Below are 21,440 nucleotides of genomic sequence, written 5' to 3' on the forward strand. Positions count from 1 at the left end.
TTTCCGGCGGAAACGACTCATGAGCACACGCGGGCCCCTTACACCGATCCACGCAACGAAGGCGCACAACCGGCGGCAGGCGCGGCGCTTTCGCATGGCGCCGATCGCGCGCGCCATTGCCATGACGCTGGCGGCCAACGGCGCCCTGGTGCTCGATGCCCAGGCCCAGCAGGCCTTCAGCGGCGCCTGGTTCGCCAACAAGAGCGCGGTGCAGAACACCGCCTCGGCGACGGGCCGCCTGCCCAACGGCATGCCGGCATCGATGCTGACCAACCCGCTGGAGCAGCGCAAGGCCGGCGAACAGTTGCAGCGCTCCATGGGCAACCTGAACATGGCGGCGCGTTCCATTGCCGCGCAACAGGCGGCGCAGGCGGCCGCACGCGAGGCTGCATCGAACGGGGGCTCGGACATCCCCGACGGCCTGGCCGACGGCGGGCTCAAGGTCGACACCCACAGCCTCACCGCAGGTTGGCTCAATGCCAGGGCGCCGGTGCAGACGGCGGCGGGCGGCCGCACCGTGGTCGGCATCGAGCAGACCGGCGACAAGGCGATCCTGAACTGGGAGAGCTTCAACGTCGGGAAGCACACCACGGTGCAGTTCGACCAGAAGGGCGGCGCCAAGCCCGACGGTACCAACGCATGGATCGCGCTGAACCGTATCAACGATCCGAGCGGCCGCCCCAGCCAGATTGCCGGGCAGATCAAGGCCGACGGCTCGGTGTACCTCATCAACCGCAACGGCATCGTCTTCACGGGGTCGAGCCAGGTGGACACGCGCTCGCTGGTGGCATCGAGCCTTTCGCTGTCGGACAAGCAGTTCAAGCTGGGCATCAACAACCCGCAGGTGCTCTCCAACCAGGGCAACGATTTCCCGATTCCGCAGTTCGGCGAATTCACCTCCGCACGGCCCGAGATCTATGGCGACAACGGCTTCAAGGCCGGCACCGGCGGCGCGCCCGACCGCATGGGCAACGTGGACCGCTTCGATCCCGGCGCGGCACCCGGCGCGGTGCGGGTCGACGCCGGCGCGCAGCTGTCGGCGAGCAGCGGCGGCAAGGTCATGCTGTTCGCGCCCAAGGTGCAGAACGCGGGCCGCATCTCGGCGCCCGACGGCCAGGTCATCCTGGCGGCCGGCGAAAACATCTACCTGAAGACGCCGTCCGCGCAGGACCCGAACGCGCCCCGCGGCCTGGATGTGAGCGCGTCGGCCGTGCCCGGCTGGGCCTTCACCGGCGGCCAGGTGCTGGGCGCACTCAACCTGTCGCCGGTCTATGCCGACGCCAACTTCGTTGCCGGTCTGCGCGATGTCGTCATGCCCGAGATGGCCGCGCGCGCCAAGGCCGTCGGTTACGAGGTGGTCAACACCGGCACCGTGCAGGCTGAGCGCGGCAATATCACGCTGCAGGCGCAGGACGTGCGCCAGTCCGGCGTGCTGAACGCCACGACGGCGTTGAACAACCGCAATGGCTCGATCCTGATGCGCGCGTGGGGCCTGGGTACCCACATGTACGCGGACGGCGTGAACGATTTCATCAACTGGTCGGCCGGCACGCTGACGCTGGGCGAAGGCAGCATCTCGCAGGTCCTGCCCGACGCCTCGGACACCAGCGAGATCGAGGCCTCTGCGCTCGCCACGCGCTACCAGCCCGGCCGGGTGAGCCTGTACGGGCAACTGATCGACGTGCGGGCGAGGGCCGGCGTGCTGGTGCCGGCGGGAACGATCAAGGTCGAATCGGCGGTCAACCCGCTGTTCACGCAGCTTCAGTTTTACAAGCCCGGCAGCCGGGGCGACGCGAGCCGCATCTACGTGGACGGCGAGGCGTTCCTGAGCGTGGCCGGCCTGCAGGGCATGCGCGTGGACATGTCGCGCAACTTCATCGAGGCCGAGATGCGCATCAACGAACTGCGCGACTCGCCGCTGCAGCTCGACGCCTGGATTCGCGGCAAGAAAGTGATCGTCGACCGGCGCGTGAACGGCGTGTTCAGGGACGGTCCGATGGCGGGCGTGCAGTGGGTGCTCGGCCCCGACGGCGTCACCTACATTCCCGGCGCCTGGGTGGGAACGCCGCTGGGCGACGTGACCGGCTGGGTCGGCGTGGGCAAGACCGACCTGCGCGAACTCTCGGCCGACGCGGGCCGCATCGAACTGCGCGCCGGGGGCTCGGTGATCACGCGCGCCGGCTCGATGCTCGACGTGTCCGGCGGCTCGGTGCGCTACACCGACGGCATGAACACGGCGACCAAGCTCATGGGCGCCGACGGCCGCATCCACACGATGGACCGGGCCATGTCCGACACCGGCTACACCGGCATCGCGGGCGAGTTCACGAAAGAGCATCTGCGCTGGGGCGTGAAGACCACCTGGCGCACGCCGCTCATCGGCGCCGACTACAAGGAAGCAGGCTATACCGAAGGGCGCAAGGCCGGCGCGGTGCAGATCCATGCGGGCGACGCCATGGTGCTCGAGGGCGACATGCTGGGCGGCGTGGTGGTGGGCGAGCGCCAGTCGCAGAACCCGGGTGGGAACAAGGGTGGGCGACTGGAGTTGGGCGAGAACACGCCGGACGGCCGGCCCTGGTCGCCGGGCACCATCGTCGTCACGCACGACCCGAAGCGCCTCGCGCAGGACTTCGAAGCCAGGACCAAACTCGGCGACGACTTCTACGTGCAGCTCAAGCCCGACGAACAGAAGTCGCGCAAGCTCACTTTCCTTTCGGACGACATGCTCAGCGATTCGGGCATGGGCACCATCGTGCTGAACACCATCAACGGCGACTTCGAGCTGGCAAGCGGCGCCGCGGTCACCCTGTCGCCGGGCGCGTCGCTGTTCGTGGCGGGTACGGAAGGCTCGACGAACGACATCCGCATCCACGGCCAGATCCGCGCCCCCGGCGGGCAGATCAGCCTGTCCTCGGCCAACGGCTTGCTCGAAGTGGGCGAGCACGGCCGGCTGGACGCCAGCGGGCAGTGGATCAACACTTGGCGCGACGGCGCGTTGCGCGGCGCCTGGGCCGTGGATGGCGGGGCCATCACGGTCAACGTCGGAAAGATCTCGGCCCACAAGGCGGCCGTGTTCGATGTGTCGGGTGGCGGCCGTACGGACCTCGGCAAGAAGGCTTTGCCGACGCTGCGCGTGGGCGATGCGGGCGCGATCTCGCTGACCGGCGTGACACCCGACCTGGACCTGGGCGCGCTGAACCTGCGCGCCCAGGCCGCGGGCTCGGCGGGCAGCCTGTCGCTGGCAACCGCTTCATCCGTGCAGGTCGGCGGCGTTGCGCCCGCAGTGCAGCCGGGCGATACCGCCGCATCAGCGGATGCAGCAGCAGCTGCTGCTGCTGTCGTGCTGCCCGCCACGCTCTTCGGAGAGCGCGGCTTCGGCAAGGTCTCGGTCTCGGTGCGCGGCGAAGGCAAGGGCATCACGCTGCCTGAGGACGCAGCGGTGTCGCAGCAGGCCACCAGCATTGACCTGGGCAGCTTCGCCTGGCGCGATCTGCCCAGCGGGCGCAACCTGGCCGACGTGGCGCCGCTGGGCGTGCTGCGACCCGAAGAGCGTGCGGCGCGAGACCCCGCATCGCTGCGGCTCGGCACGGAAAACGGTCCGATCCGGATGGCGCGCGGCGCCACGGTGCGCACCGACACCGGCGGCAGCCTGTCGCTCAGCGCCGGCGGTGACCTGGGCGTGCTCACGGTGGCGGGCCGACTCGACGCGCCGGCCGGGCACATCGGCCTGAACGGCCGCACGGTCGCCCTCGAAGCCGGCGGCGAACTGCTGGCGCGCGGCGTGCCGCTGATCCACGTCGACAGCACCGGCCGCCGCGTGGGCGAGGTGCGCGACGGCGGCACGGTGACGGTCCAGGCGGGCGAACTGCGGCTCGAGAAAGACGCACTCATCGACGTCTCGGGCGCCACCGGCACGATCGACGATGTCGCCGATGCCGGCCCCTCGGGCACCCGCGTGCCCCGGCCCGCGCAGGCGATCCAGCTGGACAGCAACGGCGGCCTGATCGAGATCACGGGCGCGGGCCTGATCGAAAGCACGATGCGGGGCACGGCCGGCGGACCCGGCGGCATCGGCGGGCGCATCCGCCTGAACATGACCGCGTCGTCCGGCCTGAACGGCTCGCCGCTGGAGCAGCTCGCGCGCGCACTGCCCGACCCCGATTGCTACGGCTTCCGCGTGGACGGCGCGTGCAGCGACTGGAAGCAGGGCCTGGACTTCGACTGGGCGCCCGGCCTTCGCGAATGGGGCTACGACATCGCCGGCCCGATGGTGCTGCCGTCGTCGCTGGCCGCGGCGCTGGCGGACACCAAGGAACTGGTGGTGTCCGACCGGTTGCCATTGCCCGGCCCCTCCAGCCCGCTCGATCCGGCGCAGTTCGGACTGTCCGCGCAAACGCTGGACAACTTCCGCGACATCTTCTTTTCGGGCGGCGAGCTGCTGCGCGACCTGCTCGACAAGCCCGGCCGCCAGTTCGCGCTGACGGTGCGTCCGCAGGCGTTCAGGGACGGCGGCTTTGCCGACCTCTCGCTGGTGAATGCAACGCAAGGCGCGATCCGGCTGGACAACGCGCACCTCGCGCTCGGTCGCTCGATCTCGCTGCAGGGGCCGATCGTCGGGCACGCGGCCTCGTCGTCGTCGCTGCGCGCGCCGCACATCGTGCTGTCGGCCGTGCCCGAGGCGTCGCGGGCTCCGTCGGCAGCATCCGCCGCGGCAACGGGCCAGCTCACCCTGGCCGGTTCGCTGATCGACATCACGACCTCGGAGAACGAGGGCCAGTTCCAGACCGGTGCCGTGCGCATCGGCGGCTTCGGACGCACGGTGCTCGAAGCCGGCGAGATCCGCATGGGTGGCGCGCTGCCCACGCAGATCACCGAAGAAACGAAGCTGCAGGTCAACCTGGACGTCGACGGCCACCTCGTGCTGCGGGCCGGCCAGGTCTACCCGACGACCGCGATGACCGGCGTGGTCCGCGCGGGCGATTCGATCACCGTCGAGCGCGAAGGCGATGCCGACGGCGCGCCGTTGTCGGCCGGCGGCAGCCTGCGCCTGCAAGCGCCGGTGATCGCGCAGAACGGCGTGCTGCGCGCGCCCTTCGGCCAGATCGAACTGGATGCAGGCGAACGCCTGTCGCTGGGCGCGGGCAGCCTCACGTCGGTGTCGGGCGCCGGGGTCACCGTGCCCTTCGGCACGTTGTCCAACAACGAACATTGGCACGACCCGACCCAGGGCGTCGACGTCGCCAATCCGTCGCGCGGCTCCCTGGTTGCGCCGCCCGAGAAGCGCATCACCATGAAGTCGCCCGACGTGGCACTGGCACGCGGCGCGGTGGTGGACATCGCGGGCGGCGGCGACCTGCATGCCTCCGAATTCGTGCCGGGCCCGGGCGGCTCGCACGACGTGCTGGCCATGCCGGGCATGTACGCGATCCTGCCCGGCCAAGCCGGTGCGGCACCTGTGGCTGCCGGCGCGGGCGCTGGCGCGGCGGGGCAGCGTGTCTGGCTCGCCGGCGGCCCCGGGCTGGCGGCCGGCTGGTACCAGTTGTTGCCCGCGCGCTTTGCGCTGCTGCCCGGCGCCTTCGCGGTGCAGGCGACGGGCAAGGCATGGGGCGGCGCACGTGCGCCGGCCACCCGCGCGCCGGACGGCAGCCTGGTCATGCAGGGCCGGGCCGGCGACACCCATGGCGGCCGCCAGGACGCGCGGACCACGGCCTGGCGCGTGATGTCCGGCGGCACGCTGCGCCGCTATTCCGAATACAACGAGGCCACGGCCAACGACTTCTTTTCGTCCGAAGCCTTCAAGCTCACGCAGTACCGTCTCACTGGCCAGGACGTCGTCACGCCCCGCCTGCCGCGCGACGGCGGCGCGGTCGTGTTCGACGCGCAGCGACGCCTGGTGCTGGACGGCACGCTGCGCTCGGCACCCGATGCAGGCGGGCGCGGCGGGCTGGTCGACATTGCCGGCAAGAAAATTGCCATCGTCGGCAGCGGGCAGGACACCGCCAGCCTGCAGGCCGATGGCTACCTGGTCATCGATTCGGCGAGCCTGTCGAACTTCGGCGCCGGCAGCCTGCTGGTGGGCGGCAAGCGCCAGGGCAATGCGCTGGGCCTGGAGCTCGACGTGACCGCGACCGACATCGTCGTGCGGAACAACGAAGGCTCCGAACTCTTCGGTCCCGAAATCATCCTGGCGGCCAGCGACCAGGTCGCCATCGAGGGCGCAAGCCGCGTCAGCGCACGGGGCGCCGGCGGCCGGGGCTCGGGCAACCTGGTCATGAAGCCGAGAGTGGCGGCGGTCTACACCGACCCGGACGGCAACCTGGACGACAACTCCGACGGCGTGATCGACGCCAAGGACGCCATGGACGATGTGCTGACCACGCCCGCCAAAGACTGGGGCGCGCTGGTCCGCGTGACCACGGGCGATGCAGCCAAGGTCATTCGCCAGGGCGTGGACACCTCGCGCGGCGGGCTGGTCTCGATCGGTGCCGGTGCCGTCGTCGACGGCGGCGCGGCCTTGCTCATCGACGCGACGCGCACGACGGAGCTGGCCGCCTCGGCGCAGATCGCCGGCACCGACCTGTCGGTGGCGGCCGGCCGCATCGGCTTCGGCGGCGGCACCGAAGGCATGGTGTTGGACAGCGGCGCGCTCGCGCAACTGGCCCACTCGACACGGCTGACGCTGCGCAGCTACACCGGCTTCGACTTCTACGGCTCGCTCGACCTGGGCGCGGCCGGCCTCAAGGCGCTGACCTTCGATGGCGCCGCGTTCGTCGGGCGCGGCGCGGGCGATGTGGTCATCAAGGGCGAGAGCATCGCGCTCATCAACAGCGGCGGCGGCGCGAACGTGCCGGCCGGCGCAGGTGTGGGTGGCTTCACCCTCGACGCCGCCACGCTCGTGCTGGGCGCGGGCCAGAAGACGTTCTCGGGCTTCGGCGCCGTGACGCTGGCCGGCCGCGATGCCATCGTCGGCGAAGGCGCGGGCGGCATCGACACCGGCGCCGCGCCGCTCACGCTGCGCACGCCGCTGCTCACCGGACGCGGCGGCGCGGCGCAGTCCATTGCCACGGGCGGCGCCTTGCAGGTCGTGGCATCGCCGGAAGGCACGGCCGCACCGTTCGACCTGCAGGAAAGCCTGGGCCTGCGGCTGGGCCTCACCGGCCGCAGCATCGCCTTCGGCGGCCGGGCGGTCGCGCGGGGCGGCAGCATCGACATGACGGCCACCGGCGGCAGCCTGGTCGTGACGCAGGGCGCGCTGATCGACGTGGGCGGCTCGGCCCAGCAGTTCTTCGACGTGGCCGAGCACGCGGATGCGGGGCGCATCACCTTGTCTGCGGCGGGCGGCGACGTGCGCCTGGACGCCGGCAGTCGGCTCCATCTTGCCGCGCACCCGGACGGCGGCGACGCCGGCACGCTGAGCCTGGCGGCATCGCAGGGCGGCACCGTGGTGCTCGACGGCCTGATCGCTGCGCAGGCCAGCCGCACCGGTGGCAAGGCCGGCAGTTTCTCGCTCGACATCGAGGCGCTGCCCGACTTCGCCGGCTTCAGCCAGCGGCTGAACGACGCGGGCTTCAACCGGTCGCGCCAGTTCCGCATCCGCCAGGGCGACGTGGCGCTGGGCGGCTTCACGCAGGTGGAAGACTTCGGTCTCACGGCGGACCGGGGCCGCATCGACATCACCGGCACGGTGGATGCGCGCTCGGCCTACGGCGGCGCCATCCGCATCACGGCCGGCAACGGCGTGGCGATGCAGTCCGGCGCGCAGCTGCTCGCCGGTGCGACCGGCCGCCTCGGCAACGGCCGCGTCACGCTCGAAGCGGCCGGCGGCCAGCTGAACCTCGTGGGCGGTCTGATCGACGTGGCCGGCAACGAAGGCGGCAAGGTGCGCCTGCGCGCGCAACAGAACGCGGCGCATGACGACCTTGCGGTGACTGCATTGCGCACCACCGTCACCGGCGCGCGCTCGGCGGTGCTCGAGGGCGTCAGCACCTACGACGTGAAGGACTACGACGGCGCCACGGTCGATTCGGTCAAGGCCGACGCCATCGCGCATGCCGCGCGTTTTCGCGGCGCATCGGGCGCGGTGGCCGCACGGCTGGGCACGGCCCTGGACGTCATGCCGGGCATCGAGATCCGCAGCGCGGGCGATCTTGCGCTGAACAGCGACTGGAACCTGTACAGCGATTTCCCGAATGCGCGCGAAGGCACGCTGACCTTGCGCGCGGGCGGCAACCTGGCCATCAACGGCCACCTGAGCGACGGCTTCGATGCGGCGGACCGCAGCGGCCTGTTGCAGGCGGGCCCTTCGTGGAACCTGCGGCTGGTGGCGGGCGGGGAGCTGGCCTCGGCCGATGCCATGGCGCTGCGGCCCCTCGTCGCGCAGACCGCGGGCAAGGGCTCGATCACCGTGGGCACGGCCAACACCGCCGTCCCGACGGACGACAACCCGGCGCCCGACAACGGCGCAGGCAAGCTCGTGCGCACCGGCACGGGCGATCTCGAGGTGCGCGCGGGCCGCGACCTTCGCCTGGCGCACAAGGAATCGGTGATCTACACCGCCGGGCGCAAGGACACGACGATGTGGAGCGACTTCTCCACCGCCAACCGCAACGCGAGCTACGGCGTGGAAGGCGGCAACCTCGTCATCGGTGCACTGGGCAGCATCGAGGCCATGCCCTCGGGCCAGCATTTCACCGAATGGCTCAACCGCCAGGGCACGCTCAACGCCGAGCGCTTCTTCGGCGAGTACACCAACGGCGAGAACGCCATGCATCCGGACGGCACCTACGGCCCTGTCATCCACGCGCCGGAGCAGTCGAGCTGGTGGATCGACTACGGGCGCTTCCAGCAGGGCGTGGGCGCGCTGGGCGGCGGCAACGTCAGCGTGGAAGCCGGCGGCGACCTGCGCAACCTGCTGGTCGCCTTGCCGACCCACATGCGCATGCGCGGCGGCCGTTCCGCCAGCGAGGCGATGACCATGGAAATGCGCAATGGCGGTGCCATGACGGTGCAGGCCGGCGGTGCGATCCGCGGCGGCCAGTACTACGTGGCGCGCGGCGCCGGCGACATCCGTGCCGGCGAGACGGCGGTCGGCCACACGGTGGTGCTGACCCGCGACGACAGTGCCGGCGGCTTCACGAAGACGAACTACACCGTGGCCCCGGTGCTCGCGCTGGGCGATGCCACGCTGAGCCTGCGCACGGCGGGCGACCTGCGCCTGCAGACCGTGATCGATCCGCTGCTGGTGACGTACGGCGAAGGCCTGCGCAACGACGGCCAGCTGCTGAACTACGGCGCCTACATGAGCGGCTACACCGACCGCAGCGCGCTCAGGCTCGTGTCGACCGGCGGCAACATCACCTTCGTGAACCGCGCGACGTTCATCTTCCGCGACCTGCTGCTCAACAGCTTCGACACCGACACGCTGGTGGGCTTCGGCGGCAACCGCTATCCGGCGCGCTTCTCGGCGGCCGCGCTGAACGGCGGCATCGCCATCGACGGGCCGCTGCACGTGCTGCCGGGCACCACCAACGACGTGAGGCTGGTGGCGAAGAGCGACATCCGCTTCGACGCGCCACTGCTCATGGCCTATGCCACGCCCGCAATGATGCCCTCGGGCTACATGCCGGCCGGCGCGGGCTCGCCGGTCAGTCAGATGAACATGGAGGACATGCTCGACAACCTGATCGGCCCGGCCTCGTCCACCTTCATCAACACCGCGTACCTGCGCAGCGTCCACAACCCCGAGGTGCTGCCGCTGGCCAACGACTTCGAGCCCAGCCGCATCTATGCATCGCGGGGCTCCATCGTCGGGCTCGACGTGAAGGCCAACGAGCAGACCTGGGTGCGCGCGGGCACCGACATCCGCGGCCTTCGCCTGGCCGGGCGCAACCTGCGCGGCTCCGACGTCACGCTGCTGGAAGCGGGCAACGACATCCTGGCGATGGAGGGCGTGCTGCGCCTGGACCGCGACAACGAATTCCCGGTCGGCCTGACGGGCAACATCGAACTGCAGGGCCCGGGTGCCCTGGTGCTCGCCGCCGGTCGCGACCTGTACGCGGACAACCTGCAGGTGCAGACGCTGGGCAACCAGCGCTACGACAGGGACAACCGCGCACGGCCCGAGTCGCAGGTCAAGGGGTTGCCGGCGCAGGGCGCCACGATCACCGCCATGGCCGGACTGAACCGCGCGGTGGGCTACGAGGCGTTCACGCGCGCCTACCTCGATCCCGTGGCCGTCGCGTCCATACCCGACCACCTGAAGGCCCGCGGAGCCGACGGCACGGTGCTGCCCATCTACTTGACGGACCAGCTCGAAGCGCGCGAAGGCGGACAGGAAAAAACCGTGCGCCGGGGGCTGGTGTCGTACATGAAGGACATGACCGGCGAGACGCTGGCGCCGCTGGACGCGTGGGCGCGCTTCCAGCAATTGCCTGCACTCGCACAGCAGCAGTTCCTGCGGCAGATCTTCCTCATCGAACTGCGCGAAGCCGGGCGCGACCAGAACGAGCCGGGCACCGGCGGCCTGCCGCGCAACGGCGGCTACAACCGCGGCTACACGGCCATCGAGACGCTGTTCCCGGGCGACACATGGAAGGGCGACGTGGCGGCCAACAAGCTGATGCTGCGCACCATGGCCGGCGGCGACATCGACGTGCTCACGCCCGGCGGCGGCCTGCAGGTGGCGGCGCTGGGCGCCGCAGTGCCGGCCGGCTACGGTCTGGTGACGCTGGCGTCGGGGCACATCGGCATTGCGGCCAGGAACGACGTCACCGTGAACCAGTCGCGCATCCTGTCCTTCGTGCCCGATGTCACGAAGCAGGGCAGCGACCAGATCATCTGGTCCACCGTCGGCGACATCGACGCCGGGCGCGGCGCCAAGACCTTGCGCGTGCCCTCGGCGCCCGAGGTGTCCACCGACCTGGACGGCGTGACGGTGATCCGCGAGAAGTCGGACATGAGCGGCAGCGGCATCGGCACCGTGGGCGACGGCGACGTCGACCTGGTCGCGCCGCGCGGCACCGTGAACGCCGGCGATGCGGGCTTGCGCGTGGCGGGCAACCTGAACATCGCGGCGCTGCAGGTGCTCAACGCGGACAACATCCAGGTCAAGGGCGAGACCAAGGGCTTGCCGGTGATCGCGTCAGTGAACATCGGCGCGCTCACCAATGCGAGCGCTGCCGCTGCGCAGGCGACGGCCGCCGCGCAGGACGCGGTGCAGCGCGAGCGCGCGGCCGCGCGGCAGGCGCTGGCGTCGGTCTTCACGGTGCGCGTGCTCGGCTTCGGCAACGAGCCCGCACAAGAGGGGCGCGACGCGCCGGCGCCGCGGTCGGGATTGCAATCCGGGGCGCAGGTCGACTACGACCCGCAGAACCCCGTGCAGGTGGTGGGCATGGGCCGCAAGATCGACCCCAGGCACTGGGCCGCCCTGAGCAGCGACGAGCGTCGTCGCCTGCAGCAGGACCGCTAGGCGGGCAGGAGCGGCATGTCATGGCACCCAGTGTCCTTTGCGAACAGGAAGCACCGGCGCGCGACCAGGCGGCCGATGCGCTGCGGGACGAAGCGCAGCGTCGCCTGGCGCTGCAGGTTTTTCTCTGCGCCAACTACGAAGGGTTGCGGCGCAAGCTGACCCGCCATCTCGGGTGCGCCGAGATGGCCAGCGAATGCCTGCACGATGCCTGGCTGCGGCTGGGCCACCTGCGGGTGGGCGCGCCCGTGGAAAACCCCAGCGCCTACGTCTATCGCGTGGCCTGCAACCTGGCCATGGACCGGTTGCGCAGCGAGGGGGCATGGCGCTATGTGGACGACCCGCACACCGCCGTCGAGTCGGCCATCGACCACGCGCCCGGGCCCGAGGACATGGCCGAGGTGCGCGCCGAAGTCGGTTCGGTCGACCGCGCGATGCAGGGCCTGCCGCGGCGTCACCGGGCGGTGCTCGAGGCCTTGCGCATCGAGGAGAAGACGCGCCAGGAGGTGGCCTCCCATTACGGGCTGTCGCTGCGCAACGTGGATACCGTCCTGCGCCAGGCGCTGGACCATTGCGGCGCGATGACGGGCCGGCCGGTGCTGGCCGGCGTCGGTACACCCCGAAGGGCCGTGGTGTCGCCCCGGATGGCCGCCTGAGTGGCACGTGGCACCGTGGCACCGTGGCACCACGGTGCAGCTTGCCACGGCAGGCGCAATGTCACGAAACTGTGGGCTTGTTCGTCAAGACAGTTCAACCACAGGAGCTTTCTTCATGCAGCCCATGTTTTCAACACTGGAAACCGACGACGACACCCCGCCCGCGGCCACGGCCGAGCCGCGCAATTCCTACCTCGAGGAAAAGGCGTTCAAGTCGCGCACGCTGCTGATCTTCGGCAGCATCACCGACAGCGTGGCCGCCGACGTCACGCGCCGGCTCATCGCGCTCGATGCCGACAGCGGCGACAAACCCATCGACATCCTCGTGAGCTCGCCCGGCGGGCACCTGGAATCGGGCGACGCGATCCACGACGTGGTGCGCTTCATCAGCGCGCCGGTGCACATGATCGGCACCGGCTGGGTGGGCAGCGCGGCCACGCACCTGTTTTTGGCGGCGCCGCGCGAGCGGCGCGTGTGCCTGCCCAACACGCGCTTTTTGATCCACCAGCCCAGTGGCGGCGCAGGCGGGCAGGCGACCGACATCGCGATCCAGGCGCAGGAGATCATCAAGGCGCGCCAGCGCATCGCGCACGAGATCGCGCGCGAAACCGGTAAGCCCATCGACGTGGTGCTGGCCGACATCGAGCGCGACCGCTGGCTGTCGGCCACGGAGGCCGTTGAGTACGGGCTGGTCTCGCGCATCGTGCAGCGCAAGACCGAGTTGCGACCGGCCTGATGGGCCTGATCAGGCCTTGGGCTTGTAGGCGACGACGTCGATCTCGACCTTCGCATCGACCATGAGGCGCGCCTCGGTGGTCGAGCGGGCCGGCTTGTTTTCACCGAAGTAGCTCATGTAGACGCGGTTGAAGGCACCAAAGTCGCGCGCGTCGTGCAGCCAGACGGTGCTCTTGCACACGTCGTCGAGCGTGGCGCCGGCCAGCGCGAGCACGGTCTTCAGGTTCTCCATCACCTGGCGCGTCTGCACCTCGATGCCGCCGGCCACGATCTCGCCCTGCGCGTTGGCGGGCACCTGGCCCGACACGTAGACGAAATCGCCCGCGCGCACGGCGGGGGAGAAGGGGCGGGCCTGGCGGTCGGAGGCGATGGGTGGGGCGCCGAGGTATTCGAGGGGCATGGGAACTCCTGTGAGTGAGAGGGGTTGAGTGGGGCGGGTGAGGGCCGCAGTATCCGTCTGATTTGAAAGACTTTTTCAGAATAACCCCTCAACAAGGGTTAACACGGATGATTTGGCATGAAGTCTGCTTCAGAGTTCGGTCTAGAAAGAAAATTTCTTTCATAAATCAGTCCGCCCCATGAAGGAGTTCTCCATGTCTCACGCCGGTCTTGTCCAGCGCCTGCCCCGCCTGTCGAAGCGCAGCCTGCTGGGAGCTTCCCTGCTCGCGATGCTGTGTGCCGCACTGCCTCACCCCAGCGCCCACGCGCAGGGCCCGCGCAACTTCGCCACGCTGGCGATGGTGGCCGAGCCGCAGACGCTCGACCCGATGGCCTCCACGGCCGACCTGGTCGGAACCATCATGCAGCACGTGTACGAGACGCTGTACACCTTCGATGCCAAGTGGAACGTGGTGCCGATGCTGGCCGAAGGCATGCCCAAGATCTCGGCCGACGGCAAGACCTACGCGATCACGCTGCGCAAGGGCGTGGCGCTGCACAACGGGCGCGAACTCACGGCCGACGACGTGGTCGCCAGCCTGCAGCGCTGGATGGACCAGTCGCCGCGCGGCAAGGCCGTGGGCAAGGAAATCGAGAGCCTCAAGGCCAAGGGCCCGCTGGGCGTGGAGATCGTGCTGAAAGCGCCGTACGCACCGCTGCTGTCGCAGCTCGCACTGCCCAGTGGCATGGCGGCCATCATGGCCAAGGACTCCATCGCTTCGCCGCTGAAGGACTTCGTCGGCACCGGCCCCTACAAGTTCAAGGAGCGCCGCCCCGACCAGTTCGTGCTGCTCACGCGCTTCGACAAGTACGCCGCGCGCAAGGAGCCCGCGAGCGGCTACGGCGGCAAGCGCGAAGCGGCCATCGAAGAGCTGCGTTTCGTGCCCGTGCCCAACGCGAGCACGCGCGTCGAAGGTGCACTCGCCGGCCAGTACGACTTTGCCGACCTGCTGCCGGTGGAAGCGCTGCCGCGCCTGGAGAAGGCCGGCGGCAAGACGCTGCCGATCATGACGCCGTCGTTCGGCTTCCCCTACCTCGTGCTCAACACCAAGGAAGGCGTGGCCGCCAACCCGGCGGTGCGCCAGGCCCTGCAGACGGCGATGGGCCAGGGCGAGATGCTCGCGGCCGGCTTCGGCGACACGCGCTTCTTCATCGCGGAAGCGAACCACTTCCCCAAGAGTTCGCCGTTCTACTCGGCGGCGGGCACCGACCAGTACAACCAGCGCAACGCCACCAAGGCCAAAGACGCCGCCGCCAAGGCCGGCTACAAGGGCGAGCCCATCCGCGTTCTGACCAGTCGCCAGTACGACTTCCACTACAACATGTCGCTCCTGATGGCCGAGCAGCTCAAGCGCGCCGGCTTCAAGGTCGACCTCAACGTGGTCGACTGGGCCACGCTGGTGCAACGCCGCAACGACCCGAAGCTGTGGGACATCTACGTGACCCACTCGGGCCAGTTCCCCGAGCCCATGCTCTCGCCGCCGCAACTGGGCGACGGCGCGCCCGGCTGGTGGGATTCGCCCGCCAAGAAGGCCGCACTCAGCGCCTTCAACACCGAGAGCGACCCGGCCAAGCGTGGCGCGCTGTGGGGCAAGGTGCAGCAGGTGGTGTACGACGAGGTGCCGTACATCAACGTCGGCAAGTTCAACGGCCTCTCGGCCAAGAGCCCGGCGCTGGACAACTACCAGCCCGCGACCTGGCCGTTCTTCTGGAACGCGAAGATCAAGTAAGGCCGCAAGCACCGCCATGCCGTCGCGTCGTCAACTTCTGCAAGTCAGCGCACTGGCCTCCGGCCTCGGCGCCCTCGGACTCAAACCATCCATGGCCACTCCCGCTCAAGCCACCACTCCGGGCCCCGTGTACGCCTACGTCGGCACCTACAGCGACGGCGGCAAGCCGTGGCGCGGCGGGCGCGGCCTGGGCGTGCACCAGTTCGTGGTGGACGGCGCGACCGGCGCGCTCAAGCCCATCCCCGGTGCACCGCCCGCCGTGGCGAGCGCGGGCAGCGATGCGAAGCTGCGCAACCCCGCCTCGCTGGCACGCCACCCGACGCTGCCGATGCTCTACGCGGCCAACGAGTTCGAGGCCGGCTCCGTCTCGGCCTTCCGCATCGGCGCGAACGGCGCGCTGTCGTTCGTGGCCGAGATGCCCTGCGGCGGCAAGGACCCGGCGCACCTGAGCGTGCATCCCGACGGGCGCTTCGTGTTCACCGCCAACTACGCCAGCGGCGACGTCAGCGTGATCGCGCTGCGCACCGACGGAACCTTCGATACCGACCGCGCCGCCGTCGTCTACAAGGACGTCGCTGCCTGCGGCGCCGCCACGCCCTGCAAGCCCGGCGCCGACGTGGTGCCGCTGGCCGCGCGCTCGCACGAAGGCTTTGCCACCAGCGACCACGACGGCCCGCACGCCCACATGGTGCAGGCCGACCCGGCCGGCAACTTCATGCTCGTGGCCGACCTGGGGCTCGACCGCGTCATCTCGTACCGCTTCGACCGCGCCACTGGCGTGCTGAGCCAGCCGAGCACGGTGGCCGTGTCCGAGAGCTCGGGCGCGCGCCACTTCGCCTTCCATCCGAACGGCAAGTGGGTCTACCTCGTCAATGAAGAGGCCTCGACCATCGCCTTCCTGCGCTACGACGGCGCCACCGGCGTGCTCACGCTGGTGAGCGAGACCTCGGCGCTGCCCGCCGGCTTCAAGGGCACCAGCTACGCCTCGGGCATCCGCATGCTGCCGGGCGGCACGCACTTCGTGTCGCTCAACCGGCTGCACGATTCGATCTCCATCTTCAAGGTCGATGCCCGCACCGGCGCGCCCACGCTCGTGCGCGAGGAGTGGACGCGCGGCAACTACCCGCGCAGCTGCACGCTCGAGCCGAGCGGGCGCTTTCTCTACGTGTGCCACAACAAGCAGGGCGACAACGTGACCATCTTCCGCGTGAAGAAGAACGGCGACGTGCAGTTCACCGGCCAGTACGTGGCCGTGGGCAGCGCCGCCGCCATCGAGTTCTTGTCATGATCAAGAGCGCATCGCTTCGCTACATCGCCTCGCGCGCGGGCGGCATGCTCATCGTGCTGGCCCTGGTGGCCGTGCTGGTCTTTGTGCTCACGCGCGCCGCTTCGGGCGACCCCATCTCGGTGCTGCTGGGCGACCAGGCCACCGCCGCCGACATCGCCCGCGTGCAGAAGGACTACGGCCTCGATAAACCCCTGCCCGTGCAGTTCGGCTACTGGCTGCGCGAAGTGCTGCAGGGCAACCTGGGCACCTCGATCTTCCTGCAGCGCCCGGTCACGCAGGCACTGTGGGAGCGCGCCGAGCCCACCACCTTGCTGGCCCTGCTGGCCGTGGCCATCGCCGCGCTCATCGGCGTGCCCTGCGGCATCGTCTCTGCGGTGTTCCGAGGCCGCGTGGTCGACCAGTTCTTCACCGGCATCGCGATGCTGGGCGCCAGCATCCCCAGCTTCTGGCTGGGCATCGTGCTGATCCAGATCTTCGCGGTGTCCTTCGGGTGGTTCCCGGTCTCGGGCTACGGCGCGCCCGATGCGCCGTTTGCCGAGCGGCTGCACGCACTGGTTCTGCCCGCCACCGTGCTGGGCCTCTTGAACTCCGCACTCATCATCCGCTTCACGCGGGCCTCGATGCTCGACGTGCTCGGCGAGGACTACGTGCGCACCGCGCGCTCCAAGGGCCTGAGCGAGAGCACCGTCGTCTTGAAGCACGCGCTGCGCAACGCGCTGGTTCCCATCGTCACCGTGATCGGCCTCACCGTCGCGCTGATGATCGGCGGCGCCGTCATCACCGAGACCGTGTTCGGCCTGCCCGGCGTGGGCAATTTGGTGGTCAACGCCGTGCTGCGGCGCGACTACCCGGTCATTCAAGGTGCACTGCTCGTGATCGCCGCGATCTACGTGCTCATCAATTTTTCGATCGACCTGCTGTACGCGGTGGTCGATCCGCGCGTGAAGGTCTGAACGATGCGCATGCCTCGAATGCTCCGCCAGCTGATGCACCGCCGCATCGTGATGGTCTCCGCCCTGGTGCTGCTGGTGATTGCCGTGCTCGCTGTCGGTGCACCGCTGTTTGCTTCGGCCGACCCCAACGACACAGCGGTGCTGCAGCGCCTGAAGGCGCCCAGCGCCGAACACCTGCTCGGAACCGACGAACTCGGGCGCGACATGTATGCGCGCATCGTGCACGGTGCCCGTTACTCGCTCTCCATCGCCGCGCTCACGGCGCTGGGCGCGGTGATCGCCGGCACGGTGCTGGGTTTGATGGCAGGCTTCTTCCGCCGCCTTGATGCACCCTTGATGCGCGTGGTCGACGCCATGATGTCCTTCCCCGACATCCTGCTGGCCATCGCGCTGGTGGCCATCCTCGGGCCGTCGCTGATGAACACCGTGCTCGCGCTGGTGCTGGTCTACACACCGCGCGTGGCGCGGGTGGTGCGGGCCTCGACGCTGGTGGTGCGCGAGCTGCTGTTCGTCGAAGCCGTGCGCGCTTTGGGCGTGCGCACCTCGCGCATCCTGTGGCGCCACATCCTGCCAAACCTGATGTCGCCGATCCTCGTGCAGGTGTCGTTCATCTTCGCCTACGCGATCCTGGCCGAGGCGGGCCTGTCGTTCCTCGGCGTGGGCGTGCCGCCCGAGATCCCCACCTGGGGCACCATGGTCGCGGGCAGCCAGCAGTACGCGCACCAGGCCTTCTGGGTCGTGCTGTTCCCGGGCCTGGCGATCATCTTCACGGCGCTGTCGCTGCAATTGCTCGGTGACGGCGTGCGCGACCTGCTCGACCCGAAGCTCAAGAAGACCTCGTGATGACGAACACCTCCCCACGCCTCACGGTCACCAACCTGAGCACCAGCTTCCCCACCGAAGACGGATTGATCCGTTCGGTGGCCGATGTGAGTTTCTCGATCCAGCCCGGCAAGACCACCGCGCTGGTGGGCGAATCCGGCTCGGGCAAGTCGGTCACCAGCCTCACGCTGATGCGCCTCTTGCCCAAGACCGCCAACGCGCAGGTCAGCGGATCGGCTTCCTTCGTCACCCGTGAAGGCAAGACGCTGGACCTGCTGCAGATCGGCGAGCGCGAGATGCGCTCGCTGCGCGGCAACCAGCTGTCGATGATCTTCCAGGAGCCGATGACCAGCCTGAACCCGGTCTTCACCATCGGCGAGCAGATTGCCGAGAGCGTGCGCCTGCACAAGGGGCTCGACCGCAAGGCGGCCTTGGCCCATGCGCTGCGCATGCTGGAGCTGGTGGAGATCCCGGCTGCGGCCCAACGCATCCACGAGTACCCGCACCAGCTGTCGGGCGGCATGCGCCAGCGCGTGATGATCGCGCTGGCCATGGCCTGCGACCCGACGCTCTTGATCGCCGACGAGCCCACCACCGCGCTGGACGTGACCATCCAGGCGCAGATCCTGGAGCTCATGCGCCGGCTGCAGGCCGAGACCGGCATGAGCATCCTGTTCATCACGCACAACCTGGGCGTGGTGGCGCACCATGCCGACGATGTGGTCGTCATGTACTCGGGCCGTGTGGTCGAGCGCGCGCCCGTGCGCCCGCTGTTCGCGCAGCCCGAGCACCCGTACACGCAGGGCTTGCTGGCCTGCCTGCCGGGCAAGGCGCGCCAGCCCGGCCAGCCCAAGCCCAAGCGCTTGTTTGCGATCCGCGGGCAGGTGTCCAGCCCGTTGGCGCCGCCGCCCGGTTGCGCCTTCGAGCCGCGCTGCGACCAGGCACTGCCCGAATGCCGCAGCGCCATGCCGCCGCTCATCGACATCCGTCAGGACCGCCAGGCGCGCTGCGTGCGCGTGCAGCCCGACCAACCGCTCGCGAGGGCTGCATGATGACCACCGCTGTTTCTTCCTCGCCCCTCATCGAAGTCCGCGGCCTCAAGAAATACTTCGGCAGCAGCGAGCGCCCGGTGCGCGCGGTGGACGACGTGTCCTTCGCGATCCACCCCGGCGAGACACTGGGCCTGGTCGGCGAATCGGGCTCGGGCAAGAGCACCATCGGGCGCACCGTGCTGCGCCTGGTCGAGCGCACCGAGGGCCAGGTGCTGTACCGCGGCGACGACATCGGCGGCCTTTCGGGCGAGCGCATGCGCAAGCTGCGCAGCAAGCTGCAGATCATCTTCCAGGACCCGTACGCCAGCCTGAACCCGAAGATGCGCATCAGCGCCATCCTGGGCGAAGCACTGTCCACGCACGGCCTGCACAAGGGCGCGGCCGCGCGCGACAAGCGCATCGCCGAGCTGCTGGAGACCGTGGGCCTGCGCCCCGAGCACGCCAGCCGCTTCCCGCACGAGTTCTCGGGCGGCCAGCGCCAGCGCATCGGCGTGGCGCGCGCGCTGGCCGTGGAGCCCGAGTTCATCGTGGCCGACGAACCGCTGTCTGCCCTCGACGTGTCGATTCAATCGCAGGTGATCAACCTGCTGGCGGACCTGCGCGAGCGGCTCGGGCTGACCATGCTCTTCATCTCGCACGACCTCGACGTGGTCGAGTATTTGTGCGACCGCGTGGTGGTGCTGTACTTGGGCAAGGTGATGGAAGTGGCCACCACCGAGGAGCTGTTCGCGAACCCCTCGCACCCCTACACCCAGGCGCTGCTGGCCGCGAGCCCGAAGCCTGATCCCGAGATGGCCACCGAGCGCATCGCACTGAAGGGCGACATTCCCAGCCCGATCTCGCCGCCCTCGGGCTGCGTGTTCCGCACGCGCTGCCCGCATGCCATCGAAGCTTGCGCGCAGACGGTGCCCAGCCTCGACGAACTTTCTCCCGGACACTACAGCGCCTGCATCCGTAAAGAACTGCTCTCCAACACCGCCGTTGCACGACCATGACCGACACCGTTTCTGCCACCCAAGACTTCATCGACCCGCTGCTGAGCGACCGCTTCAAGGGCTACCCGCGCACCCAGCCGCCGCGCCTGCGCAGTGAAGTCGGCGCCGCCGGCTGGAACGTGCTGGCCGGCGACTTGCCGCTGCCGCTGGCCGTGCTCAAGCGCGAGGCGCTCGAGCACAACCTGGCGTGGATGCAGGCACGCGTGCGCGAATGGGGCGTCGACCTCGCACCGCACGGCAAGACCACCATGTCGCCGCAGCTGTTCCAGCGCCAGCTCGATGCCGGCGCCTGGGGCCTGACCTTTGCCACCGTCACGCAGCTGGCCGTGGGCGTGGCCGCCGGCGCGCGCCGCACGCTGATCGCCAACCAGGTCGTGAGTGACGAAGACCTCGCGGGCATCCAGCTGCTGCTGGCCGACCATGCGGACCTGCGTGTGGTGTTCCTGGTCGATTCGATCGCGCAGCTGGCGCTGATCGAAGACTGGTCGAAGCGCAACCCCGCCAGCGTGCCCTTCGAGGTGATGCTCGAGATCGGCATCGACGGCGGACGCACGGGCTGCCGCACGCATGCGGAAGCGGTCGCCGTGGCCAGTGCAGTGCGTGCCAGCAGCGCCGCGAAGCTGGTGGGCATCGAGAGCTACGAAGGCCTGAATGCCACCGGGTCCACCGAACAGGACACCGCCTTCGCCAAGGCACTGATGGATCGGATCGAAGCCGTGGCGCGTCACTGCGACACGCAGCAGCTGTTCGAGACCGACGAGGTGCTGGTCTCGGCCGGCGGCTCGGCGATCTTCGACCTCGTGGCGGGGCGGCTCAAGCCTGCGCTGGGCTCGCCCGTGCGCGGCCTGCTGCGCTCGGGTTGCTACGTCACGCACGACCATGGCTTCTACAAGCGCATGGTGAACGTGGTGGATGAGCGCATGGGGTGCGAGTGCGGTGAGGGCCTGACACCGGCGATGGAAGTCTGGGCCAACGTGCAGTCGCGGCCCGAGCCGGGCCTGGCGATCCTGTCGGTCGGCAAGCGCGACATCTCCTTCGACCTGTCGATGCCCGTGCCGATCGCACGCGCAGCGCGCGGCGCGTTGCAGCCCCAGGGCGTGCCCGCCGGCTGGAAGATCACCGCACTGAACGACCAGCATGCCTACCTGCGCTGGGACGAGAGCGAAGAGGCCGATGCACCGAAGGTCGGCGACCGCGTGGGTCTGGGCATCTCGCACCCCTGCACCACCTTCGACAAATGGCACTGGATGCCCGTGGTCGAGAACGACTACCGCGTGAGCGACGCTGTCGCCATGCACTTCTGAAAA

Annotated in this window: 11 protein-coding genes; 10 read left to right on the top strand and 1 reads right to left on the bottom strand. The window is 69.6% G+C overall.

Annotated elements, in window-relative coordinates; translation table 11 throughout:
- The first annotated feature begins 19 nt into the window (after window positions 1–19).
- The 3 genes from AC1RAD_RS05195 (at window position 20) to AC1RAD_RS05205 (ending at window position 12,856) form a co-directional block, all read left to right on the top strand.
- The gene (locus AC1RAD_RS05195; RefSeq protein ID WP_492734117.1) at window positions 20–11,467 is read left to right on the top strand and encodes a filamentous hemagglutinin family protein; all 11,448 of its coding nucleotides are present in this window, start codon (window positions 20–22) and stop codon (window positions 11,465–11,467) included.
- Between the two features lie 20 nt (window positions 11,468–11,487).
- Window positions 11,488–12,120: a sigma-70 family RNA polymerase sigma factor gene (locus AC1RAD_RS05200; protein WP_492734118.1), complete on the top strand. Its 633-nt coding sequence runs from the start codon at window positions 11,488–11,490 to the stop codon at window positions 12,118–12,120.
- A gap of 115 nt (window positions 12,121–12,235) precedes the next feature.
- On the top strand, window positions 12,236–12,856 hold the full coding sequence (locus AC1RAD_RS05205) for an ATP-dependent Clp protease proteolytic subunit (RefSeq protein WP_070059889.1): 621 nt from the start codon (window positions 12,236–12,238) through the stop codon (window positions 12,854–12,856).
- A gap of 9 nt (window positions 12,857–12,865) precedes the next feature.
- Here the strand turns inward: AC1RAD_RS05205 and AC1RAD_RS05210 are convergent, their stop codons facing one another.
- The gene (locus AC1RAD_RS05210) at window positions 12,866–13,255 is read right to left on the bottom strand and encodes a RidA family protein (RefSeq protein ID WP_062473709.1); all 390 of its coding nucleotides are present in this window, start codon (window positions 13,253–13,255) and stop codon (window positions 12,866–12,868) included.
- 193 nt (window positions 13,256–13,448) lie between these two features.
- Here AC1RAD_RS05210 and AC1RAD_RS05215 point away from each other — a divergent pair, with 193 nt between their 5' ends.
- The 7 genes from AC1RAD_RS05215 (at window position 13,449) to AC1RAD_RS05245 (ending at window position 21,437) form a co-directional block, all read left to right on the top strand.
- Complete coding sequence (locus AC1RAD_RS05215; RefSeq protein ID WP_492734119.1) at window positions 13,449–15,023, top strand: ABC transporter substrate-binding protein; 1,575 nt, start codon at window positions 13,449–13,451, stop codon at window positions 15,021–15,023.
- Window positions 15,024–15,114: 91 nt separating this feature from the next.
- On the top strand, window positions 15,115–16,311 hold the full coding sequence (locus AC1RAD_RS05220) for a lactonase family protein (RefSeq protein WP_492734120.1): 1,197 nt from the start codon (window positions 15,115–15,117) through the stop codon (window positions 16,309–16,311).
- Window positions 16,308–17,264 (top strand): ABC transporter permease, encoded by a 957-nt coding sequence (locus AC1RAD_RS05225; RefSeq protein ID WP_447741489.1) that lies wholly within the window; start codon window positions 16,308–16,310, stop codon window positions 17,262–17,264. Before AC1RAD_RS05220 ends, AC1RAD_RS05225 begins: the two co-directional genes overlap by 4 nt.
- A gap of 3 nt (window positions 17,265–17,267) precedes the next feature.
- The gene (locus tag AC1RAD_RS05230) at window positions 17,268–18,107 is read left to right on the top strand and encodes an ABC transporter permease (protein ID WP_492734121.1); all 840 of its coding nucleotides are present in this window, start codon (window positions 17,268–17,270) and stop codon (window positions 18,105–18,107) included.
- Entirely contained in the window at window positions 18,107–19,138 is a 1,032-nt protein-coding gene (locus AC1RAD_RS05235) for an ABC transporter ATP-binding protein (RefSeq protein ID WP_492734122.1), read from the top strand. Before AC1RAD_RS05230 ends, AC1RAD_RS05235 begins: the two co-directional genes overlap by 1 nt.
- Window positions 19,138–20,133, top strand: a complete 996-nt coding sequence (locus AC1RAD_RS05240; protein ID WP_492734553.1) for an ABC transporter ATP-binding protein — start codon at window positions 19,138–19,140, stop codon at window positions 20,131–20,133. The genes AC1RAD_RS05235 and AC1RAD_RS05240 overlap by 1 nt, the downstream gene beginning before the upstream one ends.
- Entirely contained in the window at window positions 20,130–21,437 is a 1,308-nt protein-coding gene (locus AC1RAD_RS05245) for an amino acid deaminase (RefSeq protein ID WP_492734123.1), read from the top strand. The genes AC1RAD_RS05240 and AC1RAD_RS05245 overlap by 4 nt, the downstream gene beginning before the upstream one ends.
- Window positions 21,438–21,440 lie beyond the last annotated feature (3 nt).

It is taken from the genome of Variovorax sp. GW823-FHT04B03 (genome assembly GCF_058796495.1).

Coding starts and splice junctions, on each gene's coding strand:
- AC1RAD_RS05195 (WP_492734117.1), top strand. CDS start 20: ATGAGCACACGCGGGCCCCTTACACCGATCCACGCAACGAAGGCGCAC.
- AC1RAD_RS05200 (WP_492734118.1), top strand. CDS start 11,488: ATGGCACCCAGTGTCCTTTGCGAACAGGAAGCACCGGCGCGCGACCAG.
- AC1RAD_RS05205 (WP_070059889.1), top strand. CDS start 12,236: ATGCAGCCCATGTTTTCAACACTGGAAACCGACGACGACACCCCGCCC.
- AC1RAD_RS05210 (WP_062473709.1), bottom strand. CDS start 13,255: ATGCCCCTCGAATACCTCGGCGCCCCACCCATCGCCTCCGACCGCCAG.
- AC1RAD_RS05215 (WP_492734119.1), top strand. CDS start 13,449: ATGTCTCACGCCGGTCTTGTCCAGCGCCTGCCCCGCCTGTCGAAGCGC.
- AC1RAD_RS05220 (WP_492734120.1), top strand. CDS start 15,115: ATGGCCACTCCCGCTCAAGCCACCACTCCGGGCCCCGTGTACGCCTAC.
- AC1RAD_RS05225 (WP_447741489.1), top strand. CDS start 16,308: ATGATCAAGAGCGCATCGCTTCGCTACATCGCCTCGCGCGCGGGCGGC.
- AC1RAD_RS05230 (WP_492734121.1), top strand. CDS start 17,268: ATGCGCATGCCTCGAATGCTCCGCCAGCTGATGCACCGCCGCATCGTG.
- AC1RAD_RS05235 (WP_492734122.1), top strand. CDS start 18,107: ATGACGAACACCTCCCCACGCCTCACGGTCACCAACCTGAGCACCAGC.
- AC1RAD_RS05240 (WP_492734553.1), top strand. CDS start 19,138: ATGACCACCGCTGTTTCTTCCTCGCCCCTCATCGAAGTCCGCGGCCTC.
- AC1RAD_RS05245 (WP_492734123.1), top strand. CDS start 20,130: ATGACCGACACCGTTTCTGCCACCCAAGACTTCATCGACCCGCTGCTG.